The sequence below is a fragment of the Marinifilum sp. D737 genome (assembly GCF_026672275.1).
Taxonomy (GTDB): domain Bacteria; phylum Bacteroidota; class Bacteroidia; order Bacteroidales; family Marinifilaceae; genus Marinifilum.
This window is the reverse complement of the sequence record NZ_JANQCD010000012.1, coordinates 98098-112726: the sequence shown is the minus strand read 5'-3', so window position 1 is coordinate 112726 and position 14629 is coordinate 98098. Positions and strand designations below refer to the sequence as shown.

General features: G+C 36.9%; 10 protein-coding genes. 2 read left to right on the top strand and 8 right to left on the bottom strand.

What is annotated here, in order from left to right:
* Positions 1 to 23: 23 nt before the first annotated feature.
* From NQ163_RS09380 to nagB, 6 genes are all read right to left on the bottom strand, one after another.
* Positions 24 to 935, bottom strand: coding sequence for a GNAT family N-acetyltransferase (locus NQ163_RS09380; protein WP_268190085.1), 912 nt, complete (start codon positions 933 to 935; stop codon positions 24 to 26).
* A 147-nt stretch (positions 936 to 1082) separates the two neighbouring features.
* On the bottom strand, positions 1083 to 2069 hold the full coding sequence (locus tag NQ163_RS09375; protein ID WP_268190084.1) for a DUF4922 domain-containing protein: 987 nt from the start codon (positions 2067 to 2069) through the stop codon (positions 1083 to 1085).
* Positions 2070 to 2305: 236 nt separating this feature from the next.
* A complete protein-coding gene (locus tag NQ163_RS09370; protein ID WP_268190083.1) occupies positions 2306 to 3190 on the bottom strand; it encodes an N-acetylmuramoyl-L-alanine amidase-like domain-containing protein in 885 nt (294 codons plus the stop codon).
* Positions 3191 to 3285: 95 nt separating this feature from the next.
* Positions 3286 to 4740 carry a glycosyltransferase family 2 protein gene (locus tag NQ163_RS09365; RefSeq protein ID WP_268190082.1) on the bottom strand — a complete coding sequence of 485 codons (1455 nt, stop codon included), beginning with the start codon at positions 4738 to 4740 and terminating at the stop codon, positions 3286 to 3288.
* A gap of 250 nt (positions 4741 to 4990) precedes the next feature.
* Positions 4991 to 8104, bottom strand: a complete 3114-nt coding sequence (locus NQ163_RS09360; protein ID WP_268190081.1) for a golvesin C-terminal-like domain-containing protein — start codon at positions 8102 to 8104, stop codon at positions 4991 to 4993.
* Positions 8105 to 8186: 82 nt separating this feature from the next.
* Complete coding sequence (gene nagB / locus NQ163_RS09355; RefSeq protein ID WP_268190080.1) at positions 8187 to 10169, bottom strand: glucosamine-6-phosphate deaminase; 1983 nt, start codon at positions 10167 to 10169, stop codon at positions 8187 to 8189.
* A gap of 274 nt (positions 10170 to 10443) precedes the next feature.
* On the opposite strand from nagB, the gene NQ163_RS09350 reads away from it, so the two are divergent.
* Both NQ163_RS09350 and murQ read left to right on the top strand, forming a co-directional pair.
* Positions 10444 to 11274 carry an ATPase gene (locus NQ163_RS09350; RefSeq protein WP_268190079.1) on the top strand — a complete coding sequence of 277 codons (831 nt, stop codon included), beginning with the start codon at positions 10444 to 10446 and terminating at the stop codon, positions 11272 to 11274.
* Between the two features lie 10 nt (positions 11275 to 11284).
* Positions 11285 to 12121, top strand: a complete 837-nt coding sequence (gene murQ, locus NQ163_RS09345; protein ID WP_268190078.1) for an N-acetylmuramic acid 6-phosphate etherase — start codon at positions 11285 to 11287, stop codon at positions 12119 to 12121.
* 87 nt (positions 12122 to 12208) lie between these two features.
* On the opposite strand, the gene NQ163_RS09340 is transcribed toward murQ, so the two are convergent.
* Together NQ163_RS09340 and NQ163_RS09335 are read right to left on the bottom strand one after the other, a co-directional pair.
* The gene (locus NQ163_RS09340) at positions 12209 to 12925 is read right to left on the bottom strand and encodes a FadR/GntR family transcriptional regulator (protein ID WP_268190077.1); all 717 of its coding nucleotides are present in this window, start codon (positions 12923 to 12925) and stop codon (positions 12209 to 12211) included.
* A 320-nt stretch (positions 12926 to 13245) separates the two neighbouring features.
* On the bottom strand, positions 13246 to 14619 hold the full coding sequence (locus NQ163_RS09335; protein WP_110363442.1) for a dipeptidase: 1374 nt from the start codon (positions 14617 to 14619) through the stop codon (positions 13246 to 13248).
* Between the last annotated feature and the right edge of the window lie 10 nt (positions 14620 to 14629).

Sequence of the window (14629 nt, the reverse complement as noted above, 5' to 3'; positions counted from 1 at the left end):
GGGCTTTTGAGGTATCTTTATTTTTAGTTCAATTTTTTCTCGTATCTCCAAAATATTCTCTCTACAACAGCACCAGTATGATGCGAATAGAAATCGATTGGCCCAACCCAAGGGATGATTGCTGTTTGATACCCTAAGTTTTTCAAATCTTCCAAACAATGGTACAATAACACCCTTCCCATCCCTTTTCCTCTTAAATCGGGATGTGTCCCCATTGGACCAAACCAAGGCAAGCCTTTGTTATTTGCAGAATGCGCTGAAAATGCACGAATCTTACCATCCAATTTTGCAATATGAATCCCGATTGGCTCAGTTTTGTACGCCATTTCCAACTCATATTGCCACAACTTCCACTCTTCTTCAACAAAATCCATTAACTCTTGTTTGTCTTCTGGAGTAGCTCGACAAACTTCAATTTTATCTGCCTTTAAAGCTTCTATTTTTTTGGGATCATTCCAATCTCTATTATCCAGATCTACCAAAAGATTTGAGGTATCCATGAATCTATCGAATCCCATTCGGATGGCGAAACAAAGAGCTGGCGTATATTTTGGATCGATTCCCGGCATGAAATAATTCATTGGCACATCGCCCAAACGCATTACATCTACTTTTCTTTGTTTCAGTTCTGTTTCCAACAACTCATACATCGATCTTGCAATTCGACTTCGCCTGTATGCTTGATCAACTGCCATCATTTTTACATAGCCATAGTTCACCCCTCGAATATCCATACGACAGGTTCCCATCAGGAATCCAACAATCTTCTCCTGATCGCATGCAATCCAAACTAATTCTTGCTCATAAAACGGATCCTCGTAGATTTTTTCTCTTAATAAATCTTCACTAATCACATCCAGATGATAGCTTTCCTGGCACAATGGTAATACCTGTTCAAAATCGGAATCCTGATATTGGCGAATGGTGTAATTCATAGTTTCTTTATCCTTTCACAAAAGGTTAGGAATTTTGGGGCAAGGTTGTTGTTTTAAAATTTGATACTCTCGCTTTAAAATAAGGGTGCCAATATGTTTTTACTGAGAGCCTCACTTAGAGTGAGACCCTCAGATCATTAACTCTAACTAAGCTTTTATTTTTTCGCAAAGCAATGAGAAAACATCCTCATCAACACAAACTTGTTTGAAAATGTCTTCTATATCCTCAGCCGTTATTTTCTCGAAGTCCTCTCTTCTTGGTGTAATAAATACACCACCAAAATCAACAGATGCAGGACTAATTAGTATCTGATCATCTCCTTCTGCAAAATATTGAGTTGGACGATGCAACTTTCTTGGGAACAAATGCATCATGTATTTTCCATCAACATAAGAACAAATTACATTCAACATTGGCTCTTTTTCTTCTGCTTGCATTGCTGCAAATGCGTTGTAAAATTTACTTACAACAGTTATCAATTCTTCAGCATTAGCAGTTTCAACACTAATCATTTTTCTTAAGTAATGATTGAATGCTCGAACTTCAATATCATCTGATTTCACAAGCAAATCAGCACTGTCTTTTAATGCAAAATACTCTTCCTCAACTGGCATAAAGCCTTTGTTTCCTCCCTGAAAATGCATGTGGTCTGGTGCCGAAGCTCCACATTTAGGCCCATTGTAGAAAAGCGTATACCCTTGCATATCCTTCACCAAATACAACATTCCTTCCAAATTATCCATGAAGGATTGATCTACATGATCCACTTTGGGAATGGTAAAATGCTGAGGAATAATTGGAAATGGATTCACCAAAATAACATACTCCTTGCCTTGAGCAATTCCTCCCTGTTCTGCTGGTAATTTATCCAAACACAAGAAACAAGCACGATTTTCAATGCTTTTCTTGTCAACTTTTGCAGCAGAAGACCGAATTCTTTCCGGATTAAATTGAACTTTCATTTTAAATCCATCAAAACCAAATTCTTTTTCCTCCACTTTTTCCAATCCTTTAAAATTCCCATTGGCAAGTGGCCAATCTCTAACTTGTTGATTTAAAAAATCACTTAGGATTTCAACTGAAGATTTCTCTTTCAATAGATCCTCAATTCTATCTATACTGGCTATATTCATTCTCTTATAATCTTACTACAATTAAAATACTGATCATTTCGTCGCATTCAACTTTTCCACTTCTATTAAACTGAACGGTTGCGACGATTCAAATATTGGCCCTTATCCCCAGGGCGGCATTCGCTATCACTCACTTGCCCTGGACTAAATTCTCATTGCCCTTCAGGCAAAAAAACTCAATAACTATTTATTACTTTTAACTTTAAATACTTCAAGTACTTTAGGCACTCTAAGTACTAATCTACTACCCTGGCAACCATTATTCCCGATTGCAATTTGCTTTCCTTTAACATATCGGCTAATGGAATCTCTGAGATCACAACTTCTTTTGCCAAACTTGATGCATGCATCAAGTGCAATCTATCATTTACATGAATCGCAATACCAACATGCGAAATATCCAAGCCTTTAATTTTTGTAGTTATGGCAATTAAATCTCCATTATGAATCTTATCCTCCACATTCTGAACATTATCCTCTGGGATATAGAACAGATCACGCCCATTGATTGCATTTTCAGTATCCTGAATCGATACAATCAATGAAGAGTCTGCTTTTAGTGCGGAATACGAATCAACATGCTTGCTCATAAAATTGATTTCTTTCTTGTATTCTATTCCACCAATTTCTGAAGTAACATTCTTCACAATCCCTTTCTGTTCATTCTCATAAATCCAATCAGAAAAGTAGTGTAATCGAGAGGTGTAATCCTTAATTTCTCCTTTTCGATAACGCAGTTCTTCCAGCTTTTTCAGAAAATCATTTTCAGAAAATTTATTTTGCTTCAAAATTGAAGAAAGCACAACTACATTCTCAAGATAAGTTGTACAATCCAGTTCTCTTAAATTCACCACCAACTTCTCACCCCCTTCAGCTTCAAGAGTTCCCCCAACATAAGGAGTTTGCAAAAATAATTTTCCTACTTCCAGAATTCGATCGGCATTTTCGAGCTGAGAAAAAGAATTTTCCCTCGCCAAATCCTTGATCGAATTAAAAATTGACTGATCAAGAGTATCTGTAAACTGAACTACTTTACTGTCTTCATTTTGCTGAACAACTCTCCCCTTGCAGGCCACAAGGGCAAACAAAAGGATTAACAATTGCAAACTCAATAGTTTCATAAGTCTAACTTTTGCGGATAAATATTCCAAAATTCAATCTGTTTATAAGGAACCAGGAGAATGCTCCCCCGGCTCCCAGCCAAGCTTATATTTTTTTATTTCGCCAATAATTTTCTTGCTTTTAGCTCAATGGTACGAACTCTATCTTTGTAGGTATTGTGTGCGTTCATTTTCTCGATATCCAATGATGCATCTGAATTATCTTCCCAACGACGACACAGGTAAATCGGATTATAAATTCTACCAATTTGATGGTTACGAGAGATCGCCAAACCAAGTGCATAATCTTCTCCATAGTTCACATTTGGAATTGGGTTTTTACGAAGAACCGGAGTGTAGAAAGCACGAGGTGCACCCAAACCGTTAATACGGAGCGCATTGTTTCTACCATTCTCTGGAGTCCATTCTCTGTGATCAATAATTCCCGGAGGAATTTCTTCCAATTTGAAGTTCACCATTTGGTAAGTTCCAACAACCATTGCACAGTTTTCTCTGTAGAATGCATCTACCACTTGCTGTACTGTTGTTTCATCAGCATACAAATCATCACTATCTAACTGAATGGCAAACTTACCACAAGCTTCATGATTTACTGCCTCGTTCCAACATCCTCCAATTCCCAGGTCTTTTCTCTCCGGAATAACATGAATCAATCTCTCATCTTGCTCTGCATATTTTGCAATGATTTCGGTAGTTCCGTCTGTTGAGTAATTATCAACGATAATCAAGTTGAAATCTACATTTGCCTTTTGAGAAAGAACTGATTTGATTGCATCTTCAATTGTTTTTACACGATCGCGAACCGGAATTACAACAGAAGCTTCAACTTTAAAGTCTCCTTCATCAAAAGCTACATCCTTAAATTTAGGCTCTAAATAAGCACCAATTCTCTTCAAATGCACAGTACATGCTTCTTCCATCTCTATTTGTACAGCACGGTTTTTAGGATCAACATAGTCGAAAATCTTTTCTCCTGATTTTCTGGTATCCATTTCTTCCTCTGTATACAATACTTCAGGAATTCTCATGAATTCGGAACGAGCCGCTACCGCCAAACGCAATGCATACAAACCTGCATGTTCATATTTAGCATCCACATCTTCTACTGCATACTTAAACATTTTGGCATCATAAAAAAGAACTGAACCAAAGTTAAAATCATCTCTCAAGCTACCTTCCTGGTAATCGATAACCGGTAGATTTTCTACTTTACCTTCTTTAATGGCACGATGGTTTGAATACACCAAACCGCTATTGGTATCAGTTGCTACTTGATAGAAACGCTCTACTGCCAATTGTCCCAAAGTCAAAGCACTGGTTTTAGTGTAAAGTAAAACATATTCTGAATCTGATTTCTCTGCAATTAGCTGAATGGTTTTTCCATTCGTCAATGCTTCACAATTCAAAACTTCTGCACCTTTAATTTCTTCAGCATTGTTTCCAACAATAAAGATGTTAGATACCAATTCTGATTTTCTTAACTCACTTACCGTAATTGTTGTTTCTTCTTTTGTTCCAAAAGGCAGAAAACATGTAATTTTTGCACTCATTCTTTTATAATTAGGCTTTTGTTATTATTCTTATCTACATTAGTTAACACATTAAGCAATAGACATTTTGCATCCTACAAACCTTAAGATTCAAGCTATTGGCTCTTAGCAGTTAGCTATTGGCATTTAAAAACTCAAATCTATGATTTGAAAGCTAACAGCTAAAGGCTAATTTCTTAAAGCTTTTTTTGAGATGAAACCTTACTTGCAATTTTTTCAGAGTCTTATATCATATTGCTCAAATCGAACTTTACTTATTAAAAAATCGAAAAATCTTCTTCATCATTTCATTTCGATCATCTTTTGTTTTAAGTGTTTCAAAAGGGAAACCCAAAATGATTGACTGGTAATCTCCATCGTAAATAACACCAGCATTTTTGGTATTGTTAGTGTATCGTAGAAACACCTTTGCATTCTTACCTACAGGCTCGATAGCATCCGGAGCTTCTACTTTGTATATCTGTTCATTCAATCCTGTTTCGAATTGATAATTTCCAGTGAAATCTGCTTTTACTTCATTGGGATGAGATATGGCACCAGATTTACTTGCATAATTGGTTCTGAATAAGAAGTGAAGTTCCTTTTCTGTAAAATCTTCTATCAATGTATCTCCACATTCTACAACATCCGTTCCCAGATATGCTCCCGAAAGAATCAGTTTTGCATCTTTTGATTGAATGTATTTTCTGACTGCCTTCACCATTTCCGGAGTGTAAATCGTAAAATCCTTATTCTCTTTCCCGTATAATCTTTTGGTGGTTTTCTCTTCACCAAAAATCAAATCCAGTGCTTTGTAATCAGAAGCTTCCCATTTTCCACCTTCAAAAGATTCATCACTCATCGATACAAAACCATATCCGGCAGCTTTAATCGCTTCGCCATGCACATAAGGATAATCAAAACTATTCCCGGCAATGATCTTTTCTTCCTGGTCAGCATAACTTGAACCATGACCCGAAGCATCATCATCCAACCATGGTGATTTTCTATCAAAATCGTACTGATCACCTACATAGGCAATGTTTCTACGGTATGCTACTCCCTCATCAACAGCACTGTTAAAACCGGCAAACTTACCATCGTCAAATCCATGTGGAGAAGCAATTCTGTCGAAACCATTTACAATCAAAACAGGCTTTTCACCATTTTCTGATTTATGATAAGACAAAATCTCGGATGGAAAACTTTCACCTCCTTCGTTTAAAGCTGTAATCTTAAAACTGTAAATATTTTCAGAACTTAAATTTTTAAGCTGTAATTCCTCTTTTTTAACCAACACACCATTGTCAAATCCACCATCATTCAATCGGGTGTAAACTTTATATTTCTTTGCCACTGCACTTTTTTCCAAAGGATCGACAACAGCTTTCCAGCTCAGTCTGATTCCATTTTCATTTTCATCAATTCTAAAATGATCGATAGGCAATGGTTGTACCACATACTCTTTCCCTTCCTGCGAAGTCAAAAATCTCAACACTCCCTTATAATAGGCACGACTAATGTGAAATTTAAATTTAGGATCCATACCTTGGTACATATCAGCAAAATTGTGATGCGAAAGCATTTCCGACAACATGGTTGGCACTTTAGGTCGGTAAGCTTCCGAATATTGCTTGTTCCACATTCCTCTTCTTGTCCATTTTGGCTCGAACAGTTTTCTGATATCTTCTACCACCTGTGTTTGCACAATATCTGTTAAATCTCTACTCGCCCATTTCGACTGTCCATTTACAAATTGATCTGTATTATCACGGGTAGTATTATAAATTGCTAAAGTTCCAATAATGGAATCATTCGGTGTAAAGCCAGCGTCGGTATGAAAACCCAGAGCCATATCAACAGGAATTCCAAGTCCTTTTGCATTTACATGTTTCGTTGGTCCATTAGGTGCACCAATTAAATAGTCTACCCATTCACCACGACTCATATAATCATCCTTGTAATCAGTCTTACCACTTTCTCGCTTTTGAAACTTTGCTGCATCCTTTCCTCTGTTGCTATAATCTGCTTTGTAATTCTTGTTGATACTATAAACAATTGAATCTGGCATACCAGCATATTGCAAGTAGTAACGGGCAGCTTCGTGGTATCTCGGACGATTACTGGTATATCTTTGCCACCTGGAAGAATCCATTGCAAAAACAAGTTCATTTCTTTCCTGAACCAATTCATACAATTCATCTACTTTGCCCCTGGCAATATTTCCCATTCCTCCACCAAAACGAACAGCATCAGCAGAAACCCAATTTCCTTCTTCCTTACTTTCATTCGTAAGTACTACTTTACCGTTTTCCGGATTTTTACCCTGATCAAACAAGAAAGTTCCCAGGTAAATCCAGGTTTTTCCGCCCATACTCTGATTTACAAGAAAATCTGTTTTGCCTCCGGCATGATAAACTGAATAATGAGCATCACTCACATTATCATCATCAACCGAATAGGATACGTAAACAGCATATTCACCTTTTTCAGGAATATACGGTGTATATTCCACTCTTGCAGTCTCAGATGAAACGGCCTCTGTCTGCATACTACTTCCCATTTCGAATGGATTTTCACCCTCAACATAAAACGGATACTTGTTGTTAAAACCAGGTTGAGAATTGGTTTCCCACTCTCCGGATGCTTTATAATCCGACAGAATTGAACACCAGTCAGCATCCACAATTACTTCATTGGTTTGAACATCACGCTCTCTTGGAAATAAAACGTTTGCACCTGCATTTTCCAACATAGGCGCTATGTAAGGAACTACAAATTCCATGGTCCACATATCTTCAACGGTAGTATATACTCTGGCTCTTTGCCACTCCCAACGATCTAAAGTGTTTTCGTAATACCATCCATGCGAATGCCATAAGGCAATATGTTTATTCTCTAATCCATTTGAATAGATATCATTACCAAGTTTTCTAACCAAAGGCTTCGTATTAATGTTTTCGACAGACAAACGATCTTTTGTCAAAGGAGATGATTCATCTCTGTAGTAATTAGGGATCAATTCCTCAATTTCCATTCCCATACTTTCGATACGAACATCGTATTTCCTGAACTTACGACCAAGAATCTCTTTTAATTCAGCTCGATATTGCTTTACCATATTGGGTCTGAAAGGAATATAGGAAAAAGTAGAATTCACATATACTGTAATTTCTTTTTTACTGGAATTCACGTTCAAACTGTCCAGTTTAAAACGATACACAAACTCATTCGAAGCCTGTTTTAAAAATTCTAAAGCAGCCTTCTCAGCTTTCTTATTCAAGCGATAGGGTTTCTCAGCCGCCTGAACCGAAAAACCAATCAGTAAAAAAGCAAATAGTAAAAGTAAATTCGACTTTACATGTCTGTTTAATATAGAACTCATACTCCTAAAATTCAGTGCAATACTATCGATTCATGTACAATTGGGCAGAAGAAATTCTGCCCAATAAAATGTAATGATAAATCTAAACAATAAACCTGACAAAAGCTTCGATTGCTTCATATTCTGCCAAGCCTAATTTATTAAACAAATTCGCTGTTGCTCGATTTCTGGCTTCCGATCTCTGCCAGAACAATCTTGAATCGTTACCCATATATGGGGCACTCTCCATTTGCGATTGATGACGCAAAATTGCATTTCGCTTGTGTTGCAATTCTTCCGGGCTGATTGGCACTGCCATTTGAATTTCATCCAAATCCCACTCTTGCCAAGCTCCTCGATATAACCACACATAGCAATTCTCCATCCACTCTTCATCTTTTACAATCTGAAGTGCCTGGTAAATTCCTTCCCAACAAACTCGGTGAGTTCCGTGTGGATCAGACCAGTCTCCAGCTGCAAAAATCTGTTGTGGCTTCACCTTTCTCAGCAAATTCACAACAATTTGAACATCTTCTTTTTTTAGCGGATTTTTCTTCACTTTACCCGTTTCATAAAAAGGCATGTCAAGGAAGTGAAGATTTTTAGAACGAAGACCAACAAAACGACAAGCAGCTTTTGCTTCACCTCGGCGAATCAAAGATTTCATTCTGCGAACTTCAACAGTATCCATCTCGCCCGGAGATTTGTTCTCCAATAAGAATTTGCGAATATCTTCAATCACGCTTGGCAAATTGCCTTCATTGGTGTCGTGAGTTTGCGCAAAACTTTTCACAAACGACAAATATCGAATCGCCTCATCATCAGCTACCGCAATATTACCCGATGTTTGATAAGCAACATGTACTTCATGACTTTGATCCACCAATCTCTTTAGGGTTCCACCCATCGAAATCACATCATCATCAGGATGCGGACTAAACACCAAGACTTTTTTCTGAGCCGGTTCAGCTCTTTCCGGGCGATTCGAGTCATCAGCATTAGGCTTACCACCAGGCCAGCCAGTAATTGTATGTTGTAAATCGTTAAAAACTTTAATATTTACTTCATAAGCCGATCCATACCAGGCAAGAAGTTCGCTCAATCCATTATCATTATAATCTCTATTGGTCAACTTCAGAACTGGTTTCTCCAATTTATTACAAAGCCAAACTACAGCTTTACGAATCCAGTAACGATCCCACTCTACACTCCCTACCAACCATGGCTGTTTCACTCTTGTTAGTTCGTTAGCTGCAGGCACATCTAACACAAACTGCACATCATTATGGCGTTGCAAATAACTAGCAGGAACAGAATCACTCTGGCCTTCCTCTAATGCTTTTTTTACGATAGGTGCTTTACCTTCTCCCCAAGCCATCAGAATTACACGCTTTGCTTTAAATATGGTACCAATTCCCATTGTGATTGCAGCCTTAGGCACCTTGTTTAATCCGTTAAAATCCTTTGCAGCATCACGCCTGGTTAAAGCATCAAGCATGATCAAACGAGTTTTCGAATCCAATTGAGAACCCGGCTCGTTAAAACCAATATGCCCTGTTCTACCAATACCTAATATTTGCATATCAAGTCCACCAAAAGAATCAATCTTTGCTTCGTATCCAGAACAGTAATTAAAAATTCCTTCTTTGCTCACTTCCCCATCTGGAACATTGATTTGATCACGAGGAATATCTATATGATTGAAAAGAACATCATCCATGTAATAATTATAGCTCTGTGCGCTTTTATTATCCATTGGATAATATTCATCAAGATTAAATGTAATTACATTTTGAAACGACAAGCCCTCTTCTTTATGCAGTCGTACCAATTCGAAATACACTCCTAAAGGTGTTGCTCCCGTAGCTAATCCAAGTACACAAGGATCATTATTCTCTGCCTTCTCTTTAATAAGGTTTGCGATTTCATGAGCCACCCACTTTGCACCCTTTTCGGCCGTAGCAAAAATATCAGCAGGCATTTTCTCATACCTTGTTTTTACCGTTTTATCGAACTCATCCGATGGTTGGTAATACAACTTAGCTTCATCCAGCTCTCCTCTAAATTGTAGTATTTGATTTTCCATATTGCTAACTCCTGATTTAAATTACTTTCGCATCAAAAATAGAACAGAATTTCAAAAAATCCAAAATTGGTATTACATGTTATATAATACTTTTTGAATGGAATTTATTTTTCTATATTTGTATCATGAAAATGAAGTTCCTTTTAATACAAGACTTTTGACGAGATTAATTTTAAGAAAAGCCTCCAGAAAACAATTGTAAATCGTATATTAAATTGAAATTTCATTTTTCTTTCATACTCATCATACATGTTATAAAAGCAAAAAAGCGGATATGATTTTAATTGCCGAAAGCGGATCAACAAAAACAGACTGGGTTCTTTTAAAGGAGGGCAAAATTCAAAAGCAACAACAGACTTTAGGAATAAATCCTTTTCACATGGACATCAGTTCGATTATTGATAATATCAAATCACTTGAAAATTTTCATTTGGTTGAGCAAATCTTTTTTTATGGTGCTGGTTGTGCGACTGACGAAACAAAACAAAAGGTGAAAGATGCATTGCTGGAAGTATTTCCTTCTGCCTCTTGCGAAATTCATAGCGATGTACTTGCAGCAGCAAGATCGGTATGCGGAAGAGAAAAAGGAATTGCCTGCATTATAGGAACAGGATCAAATTCATGCTTATATGATGGTAAGGACATTACTCACAATGTTCGTCCTTTAGGATACATTCTGGGAGATGAAGGAAGCGGAGCCGTGCTGGGGAAAAGACTTATTGCCGACATATTAAAAGGTGTTGCCCCTGAAGACATTGCTACTGCTTTTTATAAAAAGCATGATCTGGAATATGCTTATATCATTAATAAGATTTACAGAGAAGAAGCTCCAAGTCGATTTTTGGCTCAGTTTACGGTTTTCCTTTCGGAAAATATTGAGCATCCATATGTATCAAACCTACTTCAGGAAGAGTTTACTAAGTTCTTTGAACGAAACATCAAACAATACAATGACCATTCTAGCCTTCCAATTCATTTTATTGGTAGCATAGCATACTATTTTAAAAAGGAATTAAATAAAGTGGCTGAAAAATTAAACTTACAGACTGGAAAAATCATCAAAAGTCCACTTGAAGGCTTGATTGAATTCCATATTGCAGAATAAAATTTGAATCATGAATAACACACCAAATAAGAAAACCGATAACAAAATAACAGAAGCACCTTCAAACTTTTCCAACCTGGAGCAAATGTCGGTGAGTGAATTATTGTATGGAATTAACCAGGAAGATGGACAAATTCACATAGCTGTTAACAAAGCCATTCCTACTATTGAAAAATTTGTAAGCCTGTTGATTGATAGAATTAAATCAGGCGGACGGTTGTTTTATCTTGGAGCAGGAACAAGCGGAAGGCTAGGTGTTCTTGATGCATCCGAACTGCCTCCAACATTTGGTGTACCTGCAAATATTGTGATTGGTTTAATTGCCGGAGGAGAAAAAGCACTAAGAAGCGCCGTTGAGTCTGCCGAAGATGATCCAGAAAAAGCTTGGCAAGAACTTCAAGACTATGATATCAATGAAAATGATTCTGTTTTAGGAATTGCAGCCTCCGGAACAACTCCATATGTTATTGGCGGTGTGAAGAAAGCCAGGGAAAATGGATTACTTACCGCTTGCATTACTTGTAATCCTGATGCACCCGTTTCAAAAGAGGCAGAAATTGTAATTGAAGCTGTTGTAGGTCCTGAATTCGTAACAGGAAGTACAAGACTGAAAGCAGGAACTGCTCAAAAAATGATCTTGAACATGATTACAACCAGCTTAATGATTAAATTGGGAAGAGTAAAAGGCAACAAAATGGTAAACATGCAACTAACCAATAAAAAATTAGTTGAAAGAGGAACCTTAATGATTATGGAGGAACTAAAACTCGATAAAGAAACTTCTAAAAGTTTATTGCTTGAACATGGTTCTGTAAAAAAAGCAATTGAAGCTTATAAGAAATCTTAAATAAGTACCACACATATAAATACGAAAAAGCGGAGTCTGAAAAATTATTTTCAAGCTCCGCTTTTTCATTTACCCAAACTTCTAGAGTTACTTCAAATATTGAGTATATATTTCTAAGGTACGATCAATTTGTCCAGCCATTTCCTGATAAGCTTGCTCACCATTCTTATCACGAATGGCTTCAAAAATTGCACGATGTGCTTTTATAGTAAAATCCTTTTCACCGTCAACATTGGCATAAATCAGATTACGCATTCTTGGCAGTAATGAATAGATAGGTTCCATCGAAATAATCATCACTTTATTACCTGTTGCCTTGGCTACATTCAAGTGAAATTTATTAATTATATCGGCTTCCAACTGCGTATTATCAGGATCACAATCTGCAAGATCCGTAATATTCTTATTCAAAGCAATTAGGTCTTCATCTGTTCTATTTGATGCAGCTATTCTTGCTATCTCTGGTTCAAATACACGACGTACTTCTATAATCTGAGAAATCAAATCACTATCGAAACTTAGGTCGTAATAAAGATTCAAAGATTCGATTGCATCTTCAACCTTCAGTTCACTAACGAACATTCCACTACCTTTTTTGATTTGAATTAATCCTCTTGCACTTAATCTACGCAATGCCTCACGTAAAGCTGTTCTACTTACAGCAAACATTTCGCAAAGCTCACGCTCTGATGGCAATTTGGTCCCTACGAGTAATTTTTTTTGTCGAATTGCCTCTTCAATTCTACGCTCAATTTTTTGGCTGAGAGTTTGAGCAGTACCAATTTTTCCAAATATTTCGTCCATGTATTAAAATTTACTACAACTTGTATGATCTCTGATAATCCCGGCCTATCTTCCTGTTTAATTTAGGATAAATTGAGAATCAAATCACACAAAAGATCTTACTACTAATTTAGCTATAAATATGACTAAATCCAATATTATCAATACATATCGAATCATTCAATTTATTTACATAGGGAATATAATAATTATATTCTAAATATTTTGATGAAAGTCACAAACTTTATAGCAGAATGCAAAGTTATCATACCAAAATGTTTTTTCCAATAAAAAAGGGTATTTCAATTAGAAATACCCTTAATTTATAGTTATTTAACGAACTATTTTTTCATCATTTCAGCGTAGTTCTTGTAAAAGTACGGAATTGAATTAATACCATTAAAGAATTGCTCCAATGGATAATTTTCGTTTGGTGAGTGAATTGCATTACTTTCCAATCCGAATCCCATCAATACCGATTTAACTCCTAAGATTTTTTCGAAATCAGAAATAATTGGAATTGATCCTCCAGAACGAACAGGAACCGGTCGCTTACCATAAACAGTTTCCAATGCTTTTTCTGCAGCTTTGTAGGCAGTTAAGTCAATTGGGCAACCATAAGCCTGACCTCCATGTAAATGTTCAACTTTAACTTTCACACTCTTAGGTGCGATAGATTCGAAATGCTTGCAGAATAGTTCGGCAATTTTTTCATGATTCTGATCTGGAACCAAACGAGAAGAAATCTTAGCATAAGCTTTAGATGGCAATACAGTTTTAGCACCATCTCCTTGATAACCACCCCAAATTCCGCAAACATCGAATGATGGACGAATACCTGTTCTCTCGTTAGTTGAGAATCCTTTTTCACCAGCCAATTCTTCAACATCCAATGCTTTTTTGTACTCTTCTTCACTATAAGGAGCCTTAGCCATCAAAGCACGCTCTTCGTCTGACACTTCAATTACATCATCATAGAATCCAGGAACAGTAATATGACCATTCTCGTCCACCATTTGAGTAATCATTTTAGCCAATACGTTAATTGGATTAGCTACAGCACCACCGAACAATCCTGAGTGCAAATCGCGATTTGGACCAGTTACTTCAACTTCCCAGTAGCAAAGTCCACGTAAACCTGTTGTAATTGTTGGAACATCAGGAGCAATCATTCCTGTATCTGAAACCAAAATCACATCCGATTTCAACATTTCTTTATTGTCTTCGCAGAATTTTGGCAAGCTAGGAGAGCCTACTTCCTCTTCACCTTCAATCAAGAATTTAACATTACACTCTAACTGGTTGGTTTTTACCAAATATTCGAAGGCTTTGGTATGCATAAAGCCTTGTCCTTTATCATCATCAGCACCACGTGCAAAAATCTTTCCGTCACGAATTTCCGGCTCAAACGGAGGCGTAGTCCATAACTCCAAAGGTTCAGCTGGCTGTACGTCGTAGTGAGCATACACCAAAACTGTTGGCAAAGAAGGATCAAGAATTTTCTCTCCAAATACTACAGGATTACCCTCTGTCTCCATTACTACTGCCTTATCAGCACCACCATCAATCAACATTTTTTTCCATAGCTCAGCACAACGATACATATCATCTTTATGCTCAGGCTTTGAACTGATTGAAGGAATTCTAATTAATTCAAAAAGTTCATCCAGGAACCTTTCCTTATTCTCTTCGATATATGTTTTAAGATTATCCATATTAAAGTGT